This is a genomic window from Sulfitobacter sp. PM12, assembly GCF_045586035.1.
Classification (GTDB): Bacteria; Pseudomonadota; Alphaproteobacteria; order Rhodobacterales; family Rhodobacteraceae; genus Sulfitobacter; species Sulfitobacter pontiacus.
This window is the reverse complement of record NZ_CP151529.1, coordinates 2,234,149-2,255,063: the sequence shown is the minus strand read 5'-3', so window position 1 is coordinate 2,255,063 and position 20,915 is coordinate 2,234,149. Positions and strand designations below refer to the sequence as shown.

The 20,915-nt window shown below is 61.8% G+C and carries 21 protein-coding genes; 11 read left to right on the top strand and 10 right to left on the bottom strand.

What is annotated here, in order from left to right; all coding sequences use genetic code 11:
- The first annotated feature begins 75 nt into the window (after nucleotides 1–75).
- From AADW22_RS11065 to AADW22_RS11025, 9 genes are all read left to right on the top strand, one after another.
- Nucleotides 76–975: a lysophospholipid acyltransferase family protein gene (locus AADW22_RS11065; protein ID WP_306284958.1), complete on the top strand. Its 900-nt coding sequence runs from the start codon at nucleotides 76–78 to the stop codon at nucleotides 973–975.
- A 12-nt stretch (nucleotides 976–987) separates the two neighbouring features.
- Nucleotides 988–1,797 carry a glutamate racemase gene (locus AADW22_RS11060; protein ID WP_005853874.1) on the top strand — a complete coding sequence of 270 codons (810 nt, stop codon included), beginning with the start codon at nucleotides 988–990 and terminating at the stop codon, nucleotides 1,795–1,797.
- A gap of 36 nt (nucleotides 1,798–1,833) precedes the next feature.
- Complete coding sequence (gene argC / locus AADW22_RS11055; RefSeq protein ID WP_407473724.1) at nucleotides 1,834–2,862, top strand: N-acetyl-gamma-glutamyl-phosphate reductase; 1,029 nt, start codon at nucleotides 1,834–1,836, stop codon at nucleotides 2,860–2,862.
- 6 nt (nucleotides 2,863–2,868) lie between these two features.
- Nucleotides 2,869–3,312: a cytochrome c maturation protein CcmE gene (gene ccmE / locus AADW22_RS11050; protein ID WP_237279425.1), complete on the top strand. Its 444-nt coding sequence runs from the start codon at nucleotides 2,869–2,871 to the stop codon at nucleotides 3,310–3,312.
- 80 nt (nucleotides 3,313–3,392) lie between these two features.
- On the top strand, nucleotides 3,393–4,004 hold the full coding sequence (locus AADW22_RS11045) for a holin-associated N-acetylmuramidase (RefSeq protein WP_407473723.1): 612 nt from the start codon (nucleotides 3,393–3,395) through the stop codon (nucleotides 4,002–4,004).
- Nucleotides 3,995–4,570: a holin family protein gene (locus AADW22_RS11040; protein WP_407473722.1), complete on the top strand. Its 576-nt coding sequence runs from the start codon at nucleotides 3,995–3,997 to the stop codon at nucleotides 4,568–4,570. The genes AADW22_RS11045 and AADW22_RS11040 overlap by 10 nt, the downstream gene beginning before the upstream one ends.
- Before the next feature lie 91 nt (nucleotides 4,571–4,661).
- Nucleotides 4,662–6,623 (top strand): heme lyase CcmF/NrfE family subunit, encoded by a 1,962-nt coding sequence (locus AADW22_RS11035; RefSeq protein ID WP_180827818.1) that lies wholly within the window; start codon nucleotides 4,662–4,664, stop codon nucleotides 6,621–6,623.
- Nucleotides 6,620–7,090 (top strand): cytochrome c-type biogenesis protein, encoded by a 471-nt coding sequence (locus tag AADW22_RS11030; RefSeq protein WP_037944429.1) that lies wholly within the window; start codon nucleotides 6,620–6,622, stop codon nucleotides 7,088–7,090. The genes AADW22_RS11035 and AADW22_RS11030 overlap by 4 nt, the downstream gene beginning before the upstream one ends.
- Nucleotides 7,091–7,162: 72 nt before the next feature.
- Nucleotides 7,163–7,939, top strand: coding sequence for an enoyl-CoA hydratase-related protein (locus AADW22_RS11025; RefSeq protein WP_005853861.1), 777 nt, complete (start codon nucleotides 7,163–7,165; stop codon nucleotides 7,937–7,939).
- A 5-nt stretch (nucleotides 7,940–7,944) separates the two neighbouring features.
- Here AADW22_RS11025 and AADW22_RS11020 read toward each other — a convergent pair whose 3' ends face one another.
- From AADW22_RS11020 to gltX, 3 genes are all read right to left on the bottom strand, one after another.
- Nucleotides 7,945–8,238, bottom strand: coding sequence for a hypothetical protein (locus tag AADW22_RS11020; protein ID WP_005853859.1), 294 nt, complete (start codon nucleotides 8,236–8,238; stop codon nucleotides 7,945–7,947).
- 363 nt (nucleotides 8,239–8,601) lie between these two features.
- A complete protein-coding gene (gene gltA, locus AADW22_RS11015; protein ID WP_037944428.1) occupies nucleotides 8,602–9,897 on the bottom strand; it encodes a citrate synthase in 1,296 nt (431 codons plus the stop codon).
- Nucleotides 9,898–10,011: 114 nt separating this feature from the next.
- A complete protein-coding gene (gene gltX / locus AADW22_RS11010; RefSeq protein WP_009824811.1) occupies nucleotides 10,012–11,412 on the bottom strand; it encodes a glutamate--tRNA ligase in 1,401 nt (466 codons plus the stop codon).
- Between the two features lie 126 nt (nucleotides 11,413–11,538).
- On the opposite strand from gltX, the gene AADW22_RS11005 reads away from it, so the two are divergent.
- On the top strand, nucleotides 11,539–13,587 hold the full coding sequence (locus AADW22_RS11005; RefSeq protein WP_407473721.1) for a ComEC/Rec2 family competence protein: 2,049 nt from the start codon (nucleotides 11,539–11,541) through the stop codon (nucleotides 13,585–13,587).
- A gap of 6 nt (nucleotides 13,588–13,593) precedes the next feature.
- On the opposite strand, the gene lexA is transcribed toward AADW22_RS11005, so the two are convergent.
- The 7 genes from lexA to AADW22_RS10970 form a co-directional block, all read right to left on the bottom strand.
- Nucleotides 13,594–14,292, bottom strand: coding sequence for a transcriptional repressor LexA (gene lexA / locus AADW22_RS11000; protein WP_005853849.1), 699 nt, complete (start codon nucleotides 14,290–14,292; stop codon nucleotides 13,594–13,596).
- 62 nt (nucleotides 14,293–14,354) lie between these two features.
- The gene (gene glp / locus AADW22_RS10995; protein WP_407473720.1) at nucleotides 14,355–15,527 is read right to left on the bottom strand and encodes a gephyrin-like molybdotransferase Glp; all 1,173 of its coding nucleotides are present in this window, start codon (nucleotides 15,525–15,527) and stop codon (nucleotides 14,355–14,357) included.
- Nucleotides 15,524–15,997 carry a cyclic pyranopterin monophosphate synthase MoaC gene (moaC, locus tag AADW22_RS10990; RefSeq protein WP_037944424.1) on the bottom strand — a complete coding sequence of 158 codons (474 nt, stop codon included), beginning with the start codon at nucleotides 15,995–15,997 and terminating at the stop codon, nucleotides 15,524–15,526. Before moaC ends, glp begins: the two co-directional genes overlap by 4 nt.
- Nucleotides 15,997–16,821: an indole-3-glycerol phosphate synthase TrpC gene (gene trpC / locus AADW22_RS10985; protein ID WP_407473719.1), complete on the bottom strand. Its 825-nt coding sequence runs from the start codon at nucleotides 16,819–16,821 to the stop codon at nucleotides 15,997–15,999. The genes moaC and trpC overlap by 1 nt, the downstream gene beginning before the upstream one ends.
- On the bottom strand, nucleotides 16,818–17,486 hold the full coding sequence (locus AADW22_RS10980) for a uracil-DNA glycosylase (RefSeq protein WP_243250353.1): 669 nt from the start codon (nucleotides 17,484–17,486) through the stop codon (nucleotides 16,818–16,820). Before AADW22_RS10980 ends, trpC begins: the two co-directional genes overlap by 4 nt.
- A complete protein-coding gene (gene trpD, locus AADW22_RS10975) occupies nucleotides 17,483–18,502 on the bottom strand; it encodes an anthranilate phosphoribosyltransferase (protein WP_407473718.1) in 1,020 nt (339 codons plus the stop codon). The genes AADW22_RS10980 and trpD overlap by 4 nt, the downstream gene beginning before the upstream one ends.
- Nucleotides 18,499–19,080, bottom strand: coding sequence for an aminodeoxychorismate/anthranilate synthase component II (locus tag AADW22_RS10970; RefSeq protein WP_005853838.1), 582 nt, complete (start codon nucleotides 19,078–19,080; stop codon nucleotides 18,499–18,501). Before AADW22_RS10970 ends, trpD begins: the two co-directional genes overlap by 4 nt.
- Nucleotides 19,081–19,238: 158 nt before the next feature.
- On the opposite strand from AADW22_RS10970, the gene AADW22_RS10965 reads away from it, so the two are divergent.
- Nucleotides 19,239–20,870, top strand: coding sequence for a divergent polysaccharide deacetylase family protein (locus AADW22_RS10965; protein ID WP_407473717.1), 1,632 nt, complete (start codon nucleotides 19,239–19,241; stop codon nucleotides 20,868–20,870).
- Nucleotides 20,871–20,915: the final 45 nt, after the last annotated feature.

Sequence of the window (20,915 nt, the reverse complement as noted above, 5' to 3'; positions counted from 1 at the left end):
AATAGGCTGTCTGTCACGCGACTGTCATGATCCACTGCTAGAGGGCAAGGCAAAGCCCGTGAAAAGGAACCGACCTTGACCCTCTTGCAGCCCGATCTTCGGCCTCTGACAGCGCGTGACATCAGCTATGCCTATTCCGCCAAATCGCGGCCCGCGCGTGCCTTCATCCGCCTGATGGAGAATAGCACAGGGCGGTTGGGGCTGATGAAACGCGCAACCGGCTATGAAGACGACATGGCGCGCGGGATGGGGTTCTTTGACGTGATGGCGCAGCGCTATGGGCTGACGCTTGACGTCGTGGGCGGCAGTCTGGCGAACATCCCTGAAACAGGGCCTGTCATCGCGCTGGCGAACCATCCTTACGGTATTCTGGACGGGTTGATGCTGGGGCATATGTTGGCGCGCCGCCGGGACGGGTTCAAGATCATGGCCCATTCGGTCTTTAACCGCGCGCCCGACCTGAACCGCCATTTGCTGCCGATCAGTTTTGACGAGGACAAGGCCGCGCTGGCGCTGAACTTGCGCACGCGCAAGACCGCGCTGGAGTATCTGGGGCAGGGGGGCGCGGTTGGTATCTTTCCGGGGGGCACCGTCAGCACCAGCGCACGGCCGTTTTCGCGCCCTATGGACCCGGGCTGGCGCAGCTTTACCGCTCGCATGATCGCGAAATCGGATGCCACCGTCGTGCCGATCTACTTTGACGGCCACACCAGCCGCCTGTTCCAGATTGCCAGCCATCTGCATCACACCCTGCGCATGGGACTGCTGATCAAGGAATTCCGCAAACGCGTCGACACGCCCGTGCGCGTGGTCATCGGCGACCCCATCGGCAGAAACGTGCTGGACCCCATGGCAAAAGACGCAAAAGCTATGATGGATTTCCTGCGCAAAGCGACGTATGAGTTGTCACCAGACCCGGCAAAATCCTTTGATCTGGGGTTTGAATTTGAAGATCGGCATCGTGCCGACAGGTGACGGCAAGGTGTTATGGCAGTTGGTATTTTCGATTCTGGGCTAGGCGGGCTGACCGTTTGGGATGCCGTGCAGGCACAGCTACCGGATGTGGATTTCGTGTATTTGGCCGATAGCGCCCATGCGCCCTACGGTGTGCGTAATGCGGATGACATTTATAACCTGACCACTGCTGCAACCCAGCGTCTGTTCGATGCAGGCTGCGATCTGGTGATCCTGGCGTGCAACACGGCCTCTGCCGCGGCGCTACGCCGGATGCAGGAAGGGTGGATCCCGTCGGACAAGCGCGTGTTGGGCGTCTTTGTGCCGCTGATCGAGGCGATGACAGAACGCCAATGGGGCGACAATTCCCCCCCGCGCGAGGTGGATCTCAAGCACGTGGCGCTGTTTGCGACGCCCGCAACGGTGGCAAGCCGTGCGTTCCAGCGTGAGCTGGCCTTTCGGGCGATCGGCGTCGATGTCGAAGCGCAGGCCTGTGGGGGTGTCGTGGATGCGATCGAGGACGGTGATTTCATCCTCGCCGAAGCGCTGGTGCGCAGCCATGTGGACGCGCTGAAACGCAAGATGCCCGCGCCCGAAGCGGCCATTCTGGGCTGCACCCATTACCCGCTGATGCAGGAAACCTTTCAGGACGCGCTTGGCCCCGATGTCAAAGTGTTCAGCCAGGCCAATCTGGTCGCCCATAGTCTGAGCGACTATCTAAAGCGTCACCCCAATATGCTGGGCACGGGCGAGGCGGCTTTCCTGACCACGGGCGACCCCAAAAAGGTCAGCAGCCGTGCCACGCAATTCTTGCGACGACCGTTGACCTTTCAAGCGGCCTAACACGTATTTGCTAACACTTTCCGAACGGAACCCGACATGACCCATAATATCGCCATTCTTGGTGCCTCCGGCTATACCGGAGCCGAGCTGATCCGGCTGATCGCTGGCCATTCCTCTATGCAGATCAAAGCTTTGGGGGCAAACTCCAAGGCGGGGCAAACCATCGCAGAGGTGTTTCCACATCTGCGCCATCTCGACCTGCCCACATTGGTCACCATTGAAGAGATCGATTTCTCGGAGATTGACCTGTGCTTTTGCGCCTTGCCGCATAAAACCAGTCAAGAGGTCATCGCGAACCTGCCTAAAGACCTGAAAATCGTCGATCTTTCGGCAGATTTCCGGCTGCGTGACCCCGATGCTTACGCCAAGTGGTACGGCAACCCCCATGCCGCGCTGGAGCAACAGAAAGAGGCGGTCTATGGCCTCACCGAATTCTACCGTGAAGAGATCAAATCTGCGCGTCTTGTGGCCGGTACGGGCTGTAACGCCGCCACCGGCCAGTTCGCCCTGCGCCCCTTGATCGAAAAAGGCGTGATTGATCTGGACGACATCATCCTTGACCTCAAATGCGCCGTGTCCGGTGCGGGGCGGTCGTTGAAGGAAAACCTGCTGCATGCAGAGCTGTCCGAGGGGTATCACGCCTATTCCCTTGGTGGGACGCACCGCCATCTGGGTGAGTTTGATCAGGAGTTTTCCGCCATCGCCGGCCGTCCGGTCAAGGTGCAGTTCACCCCGCATCTGGTGCCCGCCAACCGCGGGATTTTGGCGACCGTCTATGTCAAAGGCGACGCCGAGGTGATCCACAAAACACTTGCCGCGGCCTATGATGCCGAGCCCTTTATCGAGGTGCTGCCCATGGGGGAGGCCCCGAGCACGCGCCATATTCGCGGGTCGAACTTCTGTCACATCGGCGTGGTGGCAGACCGGATCGACGGCCGCGCCATTGTGGTTGCCGCGCTCGATAATTTGACCAAGGGCTCCAGCGGGCAGGCGTTGCAAAACGCCAACCTGATGTTAGGTATTGACGAGGTCGAGGGGCTGATGATGGCTCCGCTATTTCCCTGAGGGCGCATGAAAAGTCTTAAAAAGCAACGGCGTATCCAGATTATCGGCGTCGCGGTCGTGGCGCTTGTGCTGTCCACGGCGCTGATTGGATATGCCATGCGCGACGGGATCAATTTTTTCCGCGCGCCCAGTCAGGTGATCGCCGAACCCCCCGGCCCGACAGAGGTTTTCCGCATCGGTGGCCTGGTTGAAGAGGGCAGCCTTGTGCGCGGGGATGGTCTGACGATCCGCTTTTCCGTGACCGATGGCGGCGCGGTTGTGCCTGTGACCTACAGCGGGGTATTGCCCGATCTGTTCGAGGAAAATCAAGGCATGGTTGGGACAGGGCGTTACATCAACGGCACCTTCGAAGCGACTGAAATCCTTGCCAAACATGACGAGACCTACATGCCGAAAGAGGTCGTCGACGCCCTGAAAGAGCAAGGCGTTTATGTTGCCCCCGAGGGGTGATGCGTACGGGCCTGCCGGGTTTCGTTAACATCTGAGACGTCATTCTTGCAGCAGTGCAACCTGCAAGAAGGGCCAATTTGATGCAAACTGTTGAGGAAATTGCAAAGTCCATCGTCGCGCGTGAGGGGGGCTTTGTGAATGACCCCGATGATCCGGGCGGGGCAACGAACCACGGCGTCACAATCCACACGCTGCGTCGGCTGGGGCTGGATGTGAACCGTGACGGCGCAGTAAATCTCTCCGATGTTCAAGAGCTTACTCAAGATCAAGCCACCGAGATATTCATCACCCATTACTTCCACAAACCCAAGATCGCGCAGCTGCCCAGTCCGCTCCAGCCCTCCGTTTTCGATATGTACGTGAATGCGGGGGCGAATGCGGTGAAGATTCTTCAGCGATTGTTAAGAGATATGGGGTTTGATGTGGCCGTGGACGGGGTGCTTGGACCGCAAACGCTTGGCGCTACGGGGCGCGCCTATGCCGCTGCACCTGCGCAGATGGTGGACGCCTACGCCGTGGCGCGGCGCAACTATTACTTTGGGCTGGCGGATCAGCGCCCCGCAAGTCGCAAATACGCCCGCACAAGGGCCGGAAAGAAAGGAGGATGGATCAAACGGGCAGAGGAATTCATGTCGCCGCGGTACCATCTGAGCATCCGTGACTTTAACGAAAGGGTCGCGGCATGGGGATGATTGATACTGCGCTCGCGTTGGTCTTTGGTGACGGCCGCAATGTGGTGCGCGACACGGTCGAGGTGTTTCGCGCCAATGCGGAAAAGACGGCCGGCCGTGATGCGACCGCGCGGGAACAGGCTATGGTGCAATTTGGGGCGGAATTCGCTGTGCCCCGCAAGGGACGGTTTGACCGTTTCATGGACGGGCTGAACCGGCTTCCGCGTCCAGCGCTGGCGCTTGGTACCTTGGGCTTGTTCATCACGGCGATGGTTGACCCGGTCTGGTTTGCCAGCCGGATGCAGGGCGTGTCGCTGGTGCCAGAGCCGTTATGGTGGCTTCTGGGGGTTATCGTGTCTTTCTACTTTGGCGCGCGGCATCAGGTAAAAACACAAGAGTTCCAACGCTCTATCGCGCGCACTATCGCGCAGACACCAACGGTGATGCGGCATATCGAAGAGCTGGAAACGCTACGTGTTGATGGTGTTGAAGAAGGGCCCCCGCGGGATCTGGAAAGCGCATCTGACGCAGTGCGCGACAGATCGGACAACGCGGCGCTTGCGGACTGGCGCAGGGTTGCAGGGTAAGGGGGGGCTGCGACGCTTTGCTGCGCACAGTCGTGTGATTTCGCGGTGAATCGGCATGGTATGGGGCGGTGCTCCGCTCTATGATCGGGGTATGATTACAGAGCTCGGACATTTCGCCCTTATCCTCGCCTTCGGCGTTGCCATCGTTCAGATGGTCGTGCCCCTGATTGGTGCCCATAAACGCTGGCCCGGTTGGATGGCCGTGGCAGAGCCCGCCGCCGGCGCGCAATTCGCCCTGACATTGCTGGCGTTTGGGGCGTTGATGTGGGCCTTTGTCACCTCTGATTTCTCGCTGCGATTGGTGGTGTTGAACAGCCACTCGATGAAGCCGCTTTTGTATAAAATCAGCGGTACTTGGGGCAATCACGAAGGCTCAATGCTGCTGTGGGTGCTCATTGTCTCGCTATTCGGGGCGATGGCTGCGTGGTTCGGGGGCAATCTGCCGCCGACTTTGCGGGCGCGGGTTCTTTCTGTGCAAGCCGCAATCGGTGTGGCGTTTTTTGCCTTCATCCTGTTCACATCCAACCCGTTCTTGCGGCTGGCGACGCCCCCTTTTGACGGGCAGGATCTGAACCCGCTTCTGCAGGACCCCGGGCTCGCCTTCCACCCGCCGTTTTTGTATTTGGGGTATGTCGGCCTTTCGATGACCTTCAGCTTTGCCGTTGCCGCTTTGATCGAAGGGCGGATTGATGCCGCTTGGGGCCGGTGGGTGCGCCCTTGGACCTTGGCGGCGTGGGTGTTTTTGACGATCGGCATCGCGCTCGGGTCCTGGTGGGCCTATTACGAACTTGGCTGGGGCGGGTTCTGGTTCTGGGATCCCGTTGAAAACGCTAGCTTTATGCCCTGGCTTCTGGCGGCGGCGCTGCTTCACTCCGCCATCGTTGTGGAGAAACGAGAAAGCCTGAAAAGCTGGACGATCCTGCTTGCGATCCTGGCTTTTGGCTTCTCGCTGATCGGGACGTTTATCGTCAGGTCCGGGTTGCTAACCTCGGTCCACGCCTTTGCGAATGACCCCGAACGCGGCGTGTTTATCCTGATGATCATGGCGTTTTTCATGGGCGGTGCGCTGGTTCTGTTCGCGGCGCGCGCTAGCGCGTTAGAGGCGAAAGGCGTGTTCAGCATGGTCAGCCGAGAGTCGGCTTTGTTGGTAAACAACGTATTGCTCGCCGTTGCCTGTTTCGTCGTGTTCATTGGCACGATGTGGCCGCTGCTGGCCGAAATGTTCTTCGACAGAAAATTGAGCGTTGGCCCCCCGTTTTTTAACGCCGCCTTTACACCTTTCATGATTATGCTGGGGCTGATCCTACCGATCGGGTCGGCGATGCCTTGGAAGCGTGCGGTGATTTCGCGGGCGCTAAAGCCGCTACGCTACGCCTTCGTATTGGCGATTGCGATTGGGGGGCTGGCCTACGCGATGCAGTCGGGGCGCAGCTTGCTGGGGCCGCTCGGGTTGTTCTTGGGGGCGTGGATCGTGATGGGCACCGTTGTTGATCTGTGGGGGCGTACGGGGCGCGGTAGTAACCGGCTGCGCCGGCTTGGGCGGTTGCCGCGTGCGGATTGGGGCAAGATGGTGGCCCACGCCGGCCTTGGGGTGACCATGGCGGGGGTGGCTGGCCTGACGGCGTGGTCGATTGATGACATCCGCGCCGTTCCGCTGGGGGACTCCTACGATGTGGGGCGCTACACCGTGCAGCTGGACGATGTCACTCAGGGCCAGGGTCCGAACTATACGGCGACGACCGGCAGCGTGACATTGTTCCACGACGGGGAAGAGATTGCGCAGTTGCGACCGGAGAAACGCTTCTATCCCGTGGCGCAGATGCCCACGACCGAAGCGGCGATCGACTATAATCTGCTGCGCGATGTCTATGTCGTGATCGGGGATGAACAGGCAAATGGCGGCTGGGTGGTGCGCACTTATGTCAAACCGCTGACCAACTGGATTTGGATCGGCTGCGCGCTGATGGCCCTTGGTGGCGTGCTAAGCCTTTCAGACCGGCGCTACCGCGTTGCGGCAGGGGCGGCGAAAACAAAACCGGTGCCTGCAGAATGAGGGCGCTGATCCTCGCCCTGATGTTGCTTGTAGCACCTGTGCTATCGGTTGCGCCGACCTGGGCCGTGCAGCCGGACGAGGTGCTCTCGGATCCTGCGCTTGAGCAACGCGCGCGGAGCTTGTCGAAAGGGTTGCGTTGCCTTGTGTGCCGCAACGAAAGCATCGACGAAAGCAATGCCAGCCTTGCGCGCGACCTGCGTATCCTGCTGCGCGAACGTCTGGTGGCTGGCGATAGCGACGAAGAGGCGGTCGCTTATATCGTCGACCGCTATGGTGAATATGTCCTGCTGAACCCGCCTGCGCGGGGATCGACTTGGGTGTTATGGGCGGCGGGGCCCCTCATGCTATTGATCGCGGCTGGGGTCGGGCTTGGCTACCTGCGCGGTCGTGCGAAGGCACCGTCCGCGGAACAGGCCCCGCTTAGCGCGCAAGAACAGGCGCGGCTGGACGACATTCTGAAGCGATAACGCGGGGTTTCACTGGCGGTGGCCTGTCGTATGGGTAAGGTGCGGGGGAAATCAAGATGAGGAACCCGTGCCATGGACTATCAAACCCTGACCTATGAACTGACCGACGGGCTGGCCGTGGTCACCATGAACCGCCCCGACAAGATGAACGCGCTGACCACGCAAATGCGGGCAGAGATCGAGCACGCGTTTACCCAAGCGGGCAAAGACGCGCGTTGTGTGGTCATCACCGGTGCCGGTCGTGCGTTTTGCACCGGTCAGGATTTGAGCGACAGCAGCAGCAAGGGCTCGCTGGATCTGGAACGCACCCTGCGCGAGGAATATGGCCCCATGCTGCGGGCGATCACCAACTGCCCTGTGCCAACGATCGCCGCGGTCAATGGTCCTGCGGCAGGGGCAGGGGCGAACCTTGCACTGGCTGCGGATGTGGTCTTTGCGACGGAATCTTCTTATTTCCTGCAAGCATTTACGCGCATTGGTCTGATGCCCGATGCGGGCGGCACCTATACGTTGCCCCGCCAGATGGGCACGGCCAAGGCTATGGGCGCGGCCTTGTTCGCGGATAAAATCTCTGCCCGTCAGGCGGATGACTGGGGGATGATCTGGGAAGCCGTGGCCGATGCCGCGTTTGACGCCCATTGGCGTGCCAAGGCGGCGCATCTGGCGCAAGGTCCGACCGCAGCCTATGCCGCGGCCAAGAACGCCATTCGCGCCAGCTGGGACAATACGCTGGAGGATCAGCTGTCGCTAGAGGCGCAGGAACAAGGGAAATGCGGGCAATCTCGTGATTTCAAAGAGGGCGTGATGGCCTTTATGCAGAAACGCCCCGCGAGCTTCGAGGGCCGCTAATCCCGCTAGACCGAGCGTTCGACCAGCAACACGTCATCGGGGTTGAGGGTCGGACGCGAGGCGCTGGCAACCACAGCCACCGCTATCCCGTCGGCGAGCACCGTGTGCACGCTGCCGGACACTTGCTTGACCGTGATGCGCGGCGGCGTCTGGCCCTTGTCATAGACCACCGCGATCTGGTCACATTTCTGTTCGATATCATGCACGAACGATCCCTGCGGCGCGGGGTGATGCCGTGCGGTCTTGCAGCTTAGGCTGGTCGCGTTATCCCATTGCAGGCGAGGCCGAGGGTCGTTCATCCGGTCATCCTTTCCGCGGGGGGCAGCGGGCGTATTGGGGTCTGCTGTGCATCGCACAGGGTAAAGCTGCGCTGAATTGACGATGAATCTGGGATGATCGGGGCAGTTGGTCAATCAATTTTGACCATTATGCCCAGCTTGGAAACAACAACACAAAACTGCCATATTTCGGACCCTATGGTTTCGAAATGGGGAAAAGTGAGTTGAAACAATGGGCTGGAAAGAGGCGCTTTGATCACGGGGGGCTTTTGGGCGAGGTTTCAGGTGATTCTCTTTGTCCTGGGTTTCAGGCAGCGGTAGCACACCGTGAAACGCAAAACGCCCCGCCGTGAGGGCGGGGCGTTTTGACTAATGTACTGAAATTCAGCGCTTTTCGATATCCACATAGTCGCGTGGTGTTTCGCCAAGATACAGCTGACGGGGACGCCCGATTTTCAGCTGAGGATCGCTGATCTGCTCTTTCCACTGCGAGATCCAGCCAACGGTCCGTGCCAGCGCAAAGATCGGCGTGAACATCGACGTGGGGAAACCCATCGCTTCGAGGATGATGCCCGAGTAGAAATCGACGTTCGGGAACAGCTTCTTCTCTGCGAAATACGGATCTTCCAGCGCCTGTTTTTCAAGCTCTTTCGCGACCTGCAGGATCGGGTTGTTTTCGACACCCAGCAGCTCAAGCACTTCGTCCGCGCTTTCTTTCATCACGGTCGCGCGTGGGTCGTGGTTCTTGTAGACGCGGTGACCAAAGCCCATCAGGCGGAACGGGTCGTTCTTGTCCTTGGCGCGGGCGATGAATTCAGGGATGCGGTCCGGTGTGCCGATCTCTTTCAGCATTTCAAGACATGCCTGGTTCGCCCCACCATGCGCCGGCCCCCAAAGGCAGGCGATGCCAGCAGCGATACAGGCAAAGGGGTTCGCCCCCGAAGAGGACGCCAGACGCACGGTCGATGTCGATGCGTTCTGTTCGTGGTCCGCGTGCAGCGTAAAGATGCGGTCCATCGCACGGGCAAGGATGGGGTCGACGACATAATCCTCGGCAGGGACGGCGAAACACATGCGCAGGAAGTTACCGGCATAGTCTACGTCGTTGCGCGGATAGATGAACGGCTGACCGATGGTGTACTTATAGGCCATCGCGGCAATCGTCGGCATCTTGGCGATCAGACGGATCGTTGCCACTTCGCGCTGGTGCGCGTCGTTGATGTCGGTGCTGTCGTGGTAGAAGGCAGACATCGCGCCCACAACGCCGACCATGATCGCCATCGGGTGTGCATCACGGCGGAAACCACGGAAGAAGTTGATCATCTGTTCGTGGATCATGGTGTGGTTGGTCACCAGATTTTCGAACTCTTCCAGCTGCGCGGCAGAGGGCAGTTCGCCATACAGCAGCAGGTAGCACACTTCGAGGTAGTGGGATTCGCTGGCCAGTTGGTCGATCGGATACCCACGGTGCAGCAACACGCCTTCGTCACCGTCAATGAAGGTGATCGTGCTGTCACAGGCCGCTGTCGAGGTGAAGCCAGGGTCATATGTGAACACATTCGCCTGAGAGAACAGCTTGCGGATGTCCATGACATCCGGGCCCGCCGACGGGGAATAGATCGGCAGTTCAAAGCTGTTCCCGTCGATGGTCAACGTTGCGGATTTTGTACTTTCGGCCATGAAGTCCCTTCCTATCGTTTTATCGACGTGCGTTATGCCGTCGACTGGGGAGATACCGAAACGGTCCGCCCCTCAGTTATTGTTGTGCATATCAGGAATATGCTTTTGCATATCTTAGATAGCCGCATCGTTTAAACGGGCAAGGCTTTCGTCACGCCCAAGTACCAGCATCATATCGAAAACTGATGGGGTTGCTGCCCGCCCGGCGAGTGCTGCGCGCAGCGGCCCCGCCAGTTTGCCGAATTTGGTGTCCCGAGCGGCGGCAAAGCCGTTCAGCGCCTCCTCCAGCGTTTCTCTGTCCCAAGTAACATTCTGCAACTGCGGCGTCAATTCAGTCAGCATACCACGGGATACATTGTCCAAGTGCTTGTCTGCCTTCTCGTCCGGTTGGATGGGGCGTTCGGCGAGGATAAATTCAGCTTTTTCAAGAAGATCAGGGAATTTCTTCGCGCGATCCTTTAAGCAATACATCGCCCGCTCCAACCCGTCAGCTTGCGCATTTGTGAGCGCGGGCAGACCGGCAGCGGTCAAATAGGCCTCGATCTCGTGCCGCAATGCAGCATCATCCGCGGCGGCGATGTGCTGCCCGCAGATGTTTTCCAGCTTCTTGAGGTCGAATTGCGCGGGGCTTTTGCGGATACCGTCCAGATCGAACCATTCTTGCGCTTGGGCGTCGGTGAAGAATTCGTCGTCCCCATGGCTCCACCCCAGACGGGCGAGGTAGTTGCGCATACCGGCCGCGGGAAAGCCCATGGCCTGATACTCCTGCGCGCCCAAAGCGCCGTGACGTTTCGACAGTTTCTTGCCATCCGCGCCGTGGATCAGCGGGATATGCGCCCAGACCGGTACGTCCCAGCCCATGGCGTTATATATCATCATCTGGCGCGCGGCGTTGTTGAGGTGATCATCCCCGCGGATCACATGGGTCACGCCCATGTCATGGTCATCAACAACAACGGCCAGCATATAGACGGGCGTACCATCGGAACGTAACAGCACCATGTCATCGAGCTGGTCGTTCCCGATCACCACGTCGCCTTGCACCGCGTCGCGGATGACGGTTTCGCCCGTCAGCGGGGCCTTGATCCGCACGACATAGGGGGCGTCGGGGTGCGTTTCAGGCGCGGCGTCACGCCAAGGTGATTGGTACAGGGTGCTGCGGCCCTCGGCCTTGGCCTGATCCCGGAACGCGGCGATTTCTTCTTGCGAGGCAAAGCACTTATAGGCCTTTCCTTCGGCAAGAAGTTGCAGCGCCACCTCGGCGTGGCGGGGGGCGTTTTCGAACTGGCTGACCACGTCACCGTCGTGATCCAGTCCCAGCCACGCCATGCCCTGCAGAATCGCTTCGGTTGCCTCGGGGGTGTGGCGCTGGCGGTCGGTGTCTTCGATACGCAGCAGGAATTTACCGCCCCGACCGCGTGCATAAAGCCAGCTGAACAGCGCCGTCCGCGCGCCGCCGATGTGCAGATAACCGGTAGGAGACGGGGCGAAACGGGTAACGACAGGCGTTGTCATGGGCGGAGGATCCTTTGCAGCAGAAGTTCACGGAAAACGCCCGTTCGGGGTGCCGTTTATCATTTGCTAACTCCTTTGGAGATAGCGTCCCCGACTATCTACCCAGTGCAGAGAACGGGGGCAAGTATGGGGCTGTTGTCCTATATGGCGCAGAGCATGCGCGCACAGCGGGGGCATCTGATCGGCTGGGTGCCGGTGTGTCTGGCCGCGGGGATCGGCAGCTATTTTGCGCTGCGGGTTGAGCCTTCGCTGACCGTCCTGCTTTGGGTCGCGGGCGGGGCGGCGCTGCTGGGGGCTGCGGCCTTTCTGGCGGGCGAGGTCGCGGGGCCTGTGTTGTTGGGCGCGGCCTTGGCGTTGGTCGGTTTTGATCTGGCGGCGTGGCGGGCCCATGCTGTCGGCGGGCCGGTGCTGGGGTGGCGCTATTACGGCCCGATCGCGGGGCGCGTCGTGGCGGTGGATCGCAGCCAGTCCGACGCCTTGCGGCTGACGCTGGATCGGGTTGTGCTGGAACGGGTGTCTGCGGCGCGTACGCCGTTGCATGTGCGCGTGTCCTTGCACGGCGACAGACGCTTTGACGCGGATATCACGCCGGGGTTGGGGGTGATGACCACGGGGCATCTGTCGCCGCCAAGCGGCCCGGTCGAGCCTGAGGGGTTTGATTTCCAGCGGCATGCATGGTTCGCAGGCCTGGGCGCTGTGGGGTACAGTCGCACCCCTTTACTGGCGGCGACACCGGCCGAGGCGGGGCATAGCGGGCTGACGGTCTTTCGGGCGCGCATGGCGGCCTCGGCCCGGATTCAGCGGATCTTGCCGGGTGATATCGGCGGGTTTGCCACGGCGATCACCACCGGCGACCGCAGCGCCATCAGCCAGGACGCGCTGCAGGATCTGCGTGCCAGCAACCTTGCGCATCTATTGGCGATCTCGGGCTTGCACATGGGGTTGCTGAGCGCGGTGGTCTTTGGCGCGTTGCGGATCGTGCTGACGTTGGTGCCGTGGATCGCGCTGCGCTGGCCCACGCGCAGCATCGCAGCGGCAGGGGCGCTGGTGGCGGCCAGCGGCTATCTGCTGTTGTCGGGCGGCAATGTCGCAACCGAACGCGCGTTCATCATGGTCGCCGTGGCCCTTGGCGCGTTGATGATCGGGCGACGGGCGCTGACCCTGCGGGCCGTGGCGATTGCGGCGACGATCGTATTGGTCTTGCGGCCGGAGGCATTGACGGGGCCGGGGTTCCAGATGTCCTTTGCCGCCACCACGGGGTTGGTTGCGATCTTTGGCTGGTTGCGCAACGCCGAGGTCTCGCTTGGGCCGAAGTGGCTGGCACCGGCTGTGGCGACGGTGATTTCCTCGGCTGTGGCGGGGGGCTTTACCGCGCCCATCGGGGCGGCCCATTTCAATACGATCGCGCAATATGGCTTGGTCGCGAACCTGCTGTCGGTCCCGCTGATGGGGATCTTGGTGATGCCGGCCGCCGTCGCGGCCTTGGTCATGGCACCGCTGGGACTAGAGTGGATTCCCCTGCAGGTCATGGGCGCAGGGTTGCGCTGGATCTTGCTGGTCGCGCAGGGCGTTGCGGGGATCGACGGGGCGCAGGGGCATGTGGCCGCCCCCGGCCCTTGGGTGCTGCCGCTGCTGGCGCTCGGGTTTTTGTGGCTGTTGCTGTGGCAGGGCTGGTTACGGTTTGCCGGTCTGGGGGCCGTGATTGCGGCGGGGGTAGTGTGGCACGGTGCAGAGCGTCCGACGGTGCTGATCTCGGACACCGGCAGTCTGGTGGGGGTGATGACCCCCACGAGCCGTGCGCTGAGCAAGGCAAAAGGCGCAGGCTTTGTCGCGCTCAACTGGCTGGAGAATGACGGCGACGGCGCCGATCAGGCCCAAGCCGCAGCGCGTTGGCCCACAAGGTCAAAGATCGGGGAACGAGAGGTGATCCACCTGTCCGGCAGGCGCGCGCTGGCGGCGTTCGGGGCGTGCCGTGCGGATCAGATCATCGTGCTGTCTGTTGTGCCCGATCCGCCGCTGACGGGCGGTTGCGATGTGTTTGACCCCGACCGGTTGCGATCCTCAGGGGCAGTCGCACTCACCCTCGATAAGGGGCGGGTCACAATGCAAACGGCCCGCCAAAAGGCGGGCACGCGGTTGTGGACAGCATGGCCCAAGGACAGTCCTGCGCGGTAGCAAGCGTCAGTAGGTGCGGATCAACCCGACCAGACGTCCCTGTACCTTGACCTTATCCGACGGCAGCACCCGCGTTTCATAGGCGGGGTTAGCGGCTTCGAGTGCGACAGAGCTGCCGTGACGGCGGAATTTCTTGAGCGTCGCCTCGTGGTCTTCGACCAGCGCCACCACGATATCCCCATCATCCGCGACAGAGGTTTCGCGGATGATCACCACGTCGCCATCATTGATCCCTGCGTCGATCATGGAATCACCCTGCACCTCCAAAGCGTAATGTTCGCCGCTGCCGCTGATCATCCCGCCGGGGACGGCGACAGATTGGGTCATGGTGCTGATCGCCTCGATCGGGACACCGGCGGCGATCCGGCCCATCATCGGCACATCAAAGGACGACGCGCTGACCGGCTGCGCGGCAGAAGGGGGCGGCCCATCGGGGCGGTCGCCGTCAATCACGCGCGGGGTAAAGCCCGCACCGGACAGGCTGCCCAAGCTATCGGGCAGTTTCACCACCTCTATCGCGCGGGCGCGATGCGCAAGCCGGCGGATGAATCCGCGTTCCTCAAGCGCTGTGATCAGACGGTGGATGCCGGATTTGGACCGCAGATCAAGCGCTTCTTTCATCTCGTCAAAGCTGGGCGGCACGCCGTCGCGCTGCACACGTTTGTGAATAAAGGCCAGCAGATCGAGTTGTTTCTTGGTCAGCATCCGGACATTCCCCGTTTCTATTTGGGGTTTGTTCTAGGGATGTTCCTGTTTTGTGTCAACCGTCAGAGGGGAATACAGCCTATGATCTCTCCGGCAGTGCGGGCCTCATCGTGGGGCGGGCGGACCATCAGGACATCGGCGCGCGACAGGATACCCAGCAGCGAACTGTCCTGATTATCTTCGGGCAGGACGGCACCATTACGGACCATCGCACGCATATAATGTTCGCGTGGCCCATTGGCGGGCAGATCGACGCCAAGCGGCAGATCGATCCGTGCGGCGGGCGCGGCGGGCAGGCCTAGCATCTTGCGCAGTACCGGCACGACAAAGACCGTCCCGCAGACCATGGCCGACACCGGATTGCCGGGCAGGCCGATCATCGGGACATCACGCAGCCGCCCCGCCATAAGAGGTTTCCCGGGGCGCATCGCGACTTTGTAGAAAGCCTGCGCCATCCCCATTTGGGCGGCGACGGGGGCGACCAGATCGTGGTCTCCGACAGAGGCGCCGCCGATGGTGATGATCAGATCGGCATCTTGCGCCATGGTGAAGGCTTGGGTCAGCGAGGGCACCGTGTCGCGGGCAATCGGGATCATGCGGCACTGCGCGCCATGCTGTTCGAGCAGGGCGGCCAGACCATAGGTATTGGAGGCGATGATCTGGTCGGGGTTCGGCACCTCGCCGGGTTGCACCAGCTCGTCCCCGGTGGCGATGATTGCGACGCGTGGTTTGGCATAGACCGGCACCGTCGCCACATTCATCGACGCCAGCAGCGCGATATCGGCAGGGCGCAGCAGACGCGGCGCATCCATCGTGTCACCTGCATGGAAATCCCCACCGGCGGGGCGGATATTGGTCTTGGGGCCGATGTCATGGCCCAGCATGATCAGATCGCCACGACGGGTCGTATCCTCTTGGATCACAACGAAATCAGCGCCTTCGGGGACAGGGGCACCGGTAAAGATGCGCACGGCCTGACCGGCCTTGACCACTCCGTCAAACCGATGACCCGCCGCCGCTTCGCCAATGACCTTAAACATCGCGTCGGGCTCGACCTCTGTCTGGCGTAGGGCATAGCCATCCATAGAGGAGGCCGCGAAAGGCGGCTGGGTGCGGGTGGCAACAACATCGCGCGCCAGCACACGGCCCGCGGCCTGACGCAGCGGGACCGCTTCCACTTCGGTGGCGGTGACGAGATCAAAGAGATGCGACAGGGCGTCGCTGACAGAGATCATTCTGCCTCGTATCGGCCCGATTTGCCGCCGTCTTTCAGCACGACCCGCAGGCCGCCGATCTCCATGCCTTTGTCCACGGCCTTGGCCATGTCATACACTGTCAGCGCGGTGACAGAGGCGGCGGTCAGCGCCTCCATCTCGACGCCGGTCTGTCCGGTGGTCTTGACGGTCGCGGCGATGCGCAGACCGGGCAGGTCGGCATCGGGTGTCAGTTCAACCGACACTTTGGTGATCGGCAGAGGGTGGCACAGCGGAATCAGATCGGCGGTGCGTTTTGCAGCCATGATCCCCGCCAGACGGGCCACACCCATGACATCACCCTTTTTGGCGCGGCCCTCGGTAATGATATCAAAGGTTTCGCGCAACATCTTGATGTGGGTTTCAGCAACGGCCACCCGCGACGTCACGGGTTTGTCCGACACGTCGACCATATGCGCGTCACCCTTACCGTCAAAATGCGTGAGCGCCATTACATACCCCCCGGCCGCAGCGGTGTGGCCAGCAGGTTGCGGGTTGCGACCTCTACATCGTCCTGACGCATCAGGCTTTCCCCGATCAGGAACACGCGCGATCCGTATTTCGCCATATCGGCCAGATCTTCGGGCGTGTTCAGCCCGCTTTCCGATACGATCATCTTTTCCACATCCACATGTTTCGACAGGCGGCGCGTGGTATCTAGCGTCGTCTCGAAGGTTTTGAGGTTGCGGTTGTTGATCCCCATCATGCGGCTTTTCAGCACGGCGGCGCGGTCCAGCTCTTCCTTGTCATGCACCTCGATCAGCGCGTCCATGCCCCATTGGGCGGCGGCGTCCTCAAGCTCGATCGCTTGGGCATCGCTGACAGAGGCCATGATGATCAGGATACAATCGGCCCCAAGCGCGCGGGCTTCGGCGACCTGATAGGGGTCGTACATGAAATCCTTGCGCAGCACGGGCAGGGTGCAGGCCTCGCGGGCGGCGACAAGATATTCCTTGGCCCCCTGAAAGCTGGGCGTGTCTGTCAGCACCGACAGACAGGTCGCACCACCCGCGGCATAGACAGCGGCCAGTGTGGCGGGGTCAAAATCGGCGCGGATCAACCCTTTTGACGGGCTTGCCTTCTTGACCTCGGCAATCAGCCCGTACCCCTCGCGCGAGGCGTCGAACAACGCGTCGGCAAAGGGGCGCACGGGCGAGGCGGCGCGCGCCTCTGCCTCTACGGCCTCAAGCGGTTTGGCGGCCTTGTCGGCGGCGATCTCTTCCAGCTTGTAGGCTTTGATCTTGTCTAGGATGGTGCCAGTGTTGGTATCGGTCATGATGTCTCCGGTGTTGCCCAGTTTATGGCCGCTTGGCCTTGGGCGTGCAACCAGTCATTGCAGCGCGAGAAGGGGCGTGACCCGAAAAACCCACGCCGCGCGGACAGGGGCGACGGGTGCGGGGTTTCGAGTTTGAAGTTCGGTCCCCCGTCCACATCCCGCGCGACTTTTTGGGCATGCGCGCCCCACAGCAAATACGCGCGGGGACGGTCGGCCAAACGGCCAAGAATTTGCGTGGTCAGCTGCTGCCAGCCCAGTTTCCCATGGCCGCCTGCGTCCCTCGCGGGCACGGTCAATGTGGTGTTCAACAACAGCACGCCCTGATCCGCCCAGAACCGCAGATCGGCATCCGGTGGGCACGCGCCGATGTCATCCACCATTTCCTTATAGATATTGGACAGCGAACGGGGCAGCGGTTTGGTATCGGCGCGCGCGGAAAAGGCAAAGCCGTGGGCATGGCCGGGGGTGGGATAGGGATCTTGCCCCAGGATCACCACGCGCACCGCGTCGGGCTGGGTATGTTCCAGCGCGGCGAAAACCTGCGGTCGGGGCGGCAGCGTCTCGCGCGGGTCCGCGGCCAGCGCGGCGGCGATGCCGGGCAGGGTGTCGTCAAAGAACGCAAGGTCGCGCCAGGCCCCGAGGCGCGACAGGTCAAAACGGCTCATGCGGTCTGGGTGATCCGCGCGACTTGGGTGATCTTGTCACGGGCCGCACCGCTGTCGATGCTGTGACGTGCCATCTCTACCCCCGCTTTCAGATCGGGCGCGGCATCGGCCACGACCAGCGCCGCCGCCGAATTGAGCAAGACCGCATCGCGGTAGGCCGATGGGGTTCCGTCCAGCAGCGCGTTGAAATCACGCGCGTTTTCTTCGGGTGTGCCGCCGATGATATCCTCGAACGGATGGACTGGCAGGCCCGCGTCTTCGGGCGTGATCTCGAATTCGGAAATGGTGCCATCAGGGTTCAGCGCGGCGATCCAGCTGGTGCCGGTGATCGTCAGCTCGTCCGTCCCGTCGGAGCCATGCACAAGCCACGCTTTTTCAGAGCCAAGCGCGCCAAGTGTTGCGGCCATCGGGCGGATCAGATCGCGGCGATAAGCCCCGGTCAACTGCCGTTTGACGCCCGCAGGGTTTGTCAGCGGGCCGAGGATGTTGAAGATCGTGCGTGTGCCCAGTTCGGACCGTGTGGGCATGACATGGGCAATCGCGGGATGGTGCATCGGGGCCATCATAAAGCCGATGCCCGCATCGCGCAGGGCGGCCTCGACCACCTTTGGTCCGACCATCACCTTGAGCCCCATCTGCGTCAGCGCATCCGCCGCACCGGATTTGGACGACAGGTTGCGGTTGCCATGTTTCGCCACCACGACGCCCGCGCCGGCAACGACAAAGGCCGTCGCGGTAGAAATATTCAGCGTGCCCTTGCCATCGCCGCCGGTGCCCACGATGTCCATCGCGCCCTCGGGGGCTGTGACAGGATTGCATTTGGCGCGCATGACATGGGCGGCGGCGGCATATTCATCCACCGTCTCGCCACGGGTGCGCAGGGCCATCAGGAAACCACCGATCTGGCTGGGGGTCGCTTCGCCCTCGAATAGGATCTGGAACGCGGTTTCGGCCTGATCCCGGGTCAGCGGGCCATTGGCGGCCGCATCGATCAGAGGTTTCAGAGCATCGCTCATGCCGGCACCTTTACGTTGTTCAGGAAGTTTTGCAGCATCTGGTGACCGTGATCCGAGCGGATCGATTCCGGGTGGAACTGCACGCCATGCAGCGGCAGGTCGCGGTGCTGCAGGCCCATGATCGTGCCGTCCTCAAGCTCTGCCGTGATCTCAAGGCAGTCGGGCAGGGTGGCGCGGTCAACGATCAGCGAATGATAGCGTGTCGCGGCAAAGGGCGATGGCAGCCCCGCAAAGACGCCCTGACCCTTGTGGTGCATCATGCCCATCTTGCCGTGCACGATCTCGCCCGCGCGCACGACCTTGCCGCCGAACGCCTGACCCAGCGTCTGATGGCCAAGGCACACACCCAAAAGCGGCGTGCTTGTTTCGGCGGCGGCTGCCGTCAGCGCAAGGCAGATGCCCGCTTGATCCGGGTCGCAGGGGCCGGGCGACAGGATGATCCCCGCCGGGTTCATCGCCATCGCGGCCTGCACGTCGATCTGGTCATTGCGGCGGATTTCGACTTCGGCCCCGAGGTCACCCAGATAGTGTACGAGGTTGTAGGTGAAGCTATCGTAGTTATCTATCAAGAGCAGCATGCGGCAATTCTTTGTATTGGGGCAGGGTTTAGGGCTAGAGGAACCGCGCAAAACCACGGTATAATGTCCGCTGATACATGTTCAGGGTTAAGACCTATCGTCAAGGGCAGCAGGCCGGAGAGCCGCACGAACCGGAACAAAAACAGGAGCGATCATCTATGTCACGCGGGTTTATTGGCGGCATCCTTATTGGTGCGGTATTCAGTGTCGGCGTCGCCGGTGTCGCGTCCTTCATGGTACCTATGGGGCCCGCGCCCTTGCAAGACACGCCTGTGCCAAGTGACGCGCCTGACGACGAACGCGCGACCAACGCGCCCGAAATGGCGGAACCCCCGGTGGTAGCGGCTGATGAAACGCCCCTGACGGCGGCTGAGGACACTAACGAGGATGTGATCACGCCAGAGCCAGTTGTCGAAGAGCCTGTCGTCGAGGAGCCCATCGTTGAACCAGAGCCCGAGACTGTACCTAAAGCCGAGGTCACACCAGAAGTAGAAGCACCGGTCGCGCAAGAGGCTGTGCAAGATGCACCTTCAGAGGACGCGCCGGACGTCGCGGCAGCGCCTGAGACGGTAGAGCCTGAACCACAGCCTGAACCAGAGCCCGAGCCAGAGGTCGCCCCAACGCCGCAGCCCGCGCCGCAGATCGCACAGGATATCGACGCGACAGCCCCCGTGGCCGTGCCCGATGCGGCTGCACCGAAGATCACGCTTGATGATCCTGTTTTGCCCAATCCGATGGCGCTTGCGCCGATGGAACCGACCGAGCCGGATGCGCTTGGCATCGAGACCCGGACAGCACCGCCCGTCACCGCCGACGAAAGCGTCGACACCCCCGTGTCGCCCACGCCGGACACCACCCCCGTGTCGCCCACGCCGGACACCGATGTCGCCACCGCGCCAAGCGCGCCCGACGCGCAACCCGAAGACGCCCCTGCCGATGTTGTTTTTGGCGCGCCCGAGCAACGCACAGACGGGCGGCCCACAATCGGTACCCCTGCGGCGATCACCTCTGAACGGGATACGGGCGTGACGATCAACCGCCTGCCGACCGCCCAATCGGGCGAACAGACCGCCCCCGAGGCGCAAGCCACCGCACAAAGCCCCGCCATCACCCGTTATGGCCAGCCTTTCGCGAATCCTGATGACAAACCGCTGATGAGCGTCCTGTTGATGGACGTGGGCAGTGATTTGCAAGGGGGCGAGGTCGGTATCGCCGCGCTGCGCAGCTTTCCCTATCCGCTGAGCTTTGCCGTCGACGTCAGCCTGCCCGACGCGGCAGAGCGCATGCAGACCTACCGCAACGAAGGGTTCGAGGTTCTGGCAATGGTCGACCTGCCTCAAGGCGCGCAGCCAAGCGATGCAGAGACCACGCTGGCGGTCGCCTTCTCGCGCATGCCCGAAGTGATCGGCGTGCTTGAAGGGCAGGGTGCCGGGCTGCAACCCGACCGCGCGACAGCAGATCAGGTGACTGCGATCCTTGGGCAGGGGGGCTATGGCCTTGTGACCCAGGACAAGGGGCTGAACACGATGCCCAAGCTTGCAGTGAAAGAGGGCGTGCCCGCTGCACCCGTGTTCCGCGACTTTGACAGCAAGGGGCAGACGCCCACCGTGATCCGACGGTTCCTTGATCAGGCCGCGTTCAAGGCGGGGATCGAAGGGTCGGTGATCATGATGGGGCGGATGCGGCCCGAGACGATCTCGGCGCTGTTGGTCTGGGGGTTACAGGACCGTGCCAGCCAAGTCGCACTTGCCCCTGTCTCAGCCGTGCTGAAAAACGCGACGCCTGAATGATCCACCGGTAAAGCCGTCAAAACCTGCGCGCTGCGCGGGCCTCGA

Bases quoted from the DNA above. Each gene is read 5' to 3' on its own strand.
- AADW22_RS11040 (WP_407473722.1), top strand. From the start codon at position 3,995: ATGGGGATGATTGATACTGCGCTCGCGTTGGTCTTTGGTGACGGCCGC.
- moaC (WP_037944424.1), bottom strand. From the start codon at position 15,997: ATGGCGCTCACGCATTTTGACGGTAAGGGTGACGCGCATATGGTCGAC.
- glp (WP_407473720.1), bottom strand. From the start codon at position 15,527: ATGATCTCTGTCAGCGACGCCCTGTCGCATCTCTTTGATCTCGTCACC.
- AADW22_RS11035 (WP_180827818.1), top strand. From the start codon at position 4,662: ATGATTACAGAGCTCGGACATTTCGCCCTTATCCTCGCCTTCGGCGTT.
- gltA (WP_037944428.1), bottom strand. From the start codon at position 9,897: ATGGCCGAAAGTACAAAATCCGCAACGTTGACCATCGACGGGAACAGC.
- AADW22_RS11045 (WP_407473723.1), top strand. From the start codon at position 3,393: ATGCAAACTGTTGAGGAAATTGCAAAGTCCATCGTCGCGCGTGAGGGG.
- trpC (WP_407473719.1), bottom strand. From the start codon at position 16,821: ATGACCGATACCAACACTGGCACCATCCTAGACAAGATCAAAGCCTAC.
- AADW22_RS11030 (WP_037944429.1), top strand. From the start codon at position 6,620: ATGAGGGCGCTGATCCTCGCCCTGATGTTGCTTGTAGCACCTGTGCTA.
- AADW22_RS11020 (WP_005853859.1), bottom strand. From the start codon at position 8,238: ATGAACGACCCTCGGCCTCGCCTGCAATGGGATAACGCGACCAGCCTA.
- AADW22_RS11005 (WP_407473721.1), top strand. From the start codon at position 11,539: ATGGGGCTGTTGTCCTATATGGCGCAGAGCATGCGCGCACAGCGGGGG.
- AADW22_RS10980 (WP_243250353.1), bottom strand. From the start codon at position 17,486: ATGAGCCGTTTTGACCTGTCGCGCCTCGGGGCCTGGCGCGACCTTGCG.
- ccmE (WP_237279425.1), top strand. From the start codon at position 2,869: ATGAAAAGTCTTAAAAAGCAACGGCGTATCCAGATTATCGGCGTCGCG.
- gltX (WP_009824811.1), bottom strand. From the start codon at position 11,412: ATGACAACGCCTGTCGTTACCCGTTTCGCCCCGTCTCCTACCGGTTAT.
- lexA (WP_005853849.1), bottom strand. From the start codon at position 14,292: ATGCTGACCAAGAAACAACTCGATCTGCTGGCCTTTATTCACAAACGT.
- trpD (WP_407473718.1), bottom strand. From the start codon at position 18,502: ATGAGCGATGCTCTGAAACCTCTGATCGATGCGGCCGCCAATGGCCCG.
- argC (WP_407473724.1), top strand. From the start codon at position 1,834: ATGACCCATAATATCGCCATTCTTGGTGCCTCCGGCTATACCGGAGCC.
- AADW22_RS11025 (WP_005853861.1), top strand. From the start codon at position 7,163: ATGGACTATCAAACCCTGACCTATGAACTGACCGACGGGCTGGCCGTG.
- AADW22_RS10970 (WP_005853838.1), bottom strand. From the start codon at position 19,080: ATGCTGCTCTTGATAGATAACTACGATAGCTTCACCTACAACCTCGTA.
- AADW22_RS11060 (WP_005853874.1), top strand. From the start codon at position 988: ATGGCAGTTGGTATTTTCGATTCTGGGCTAGGCGGGCTGACCGTTTGG.
- AADW22_RS10965 (WP_407473717.1), top strand. From the start codon at position 19,239: ATGTCACGCGGGTTTATTGGCGGCATCCTTATTGGTGCGGTATTCAGT.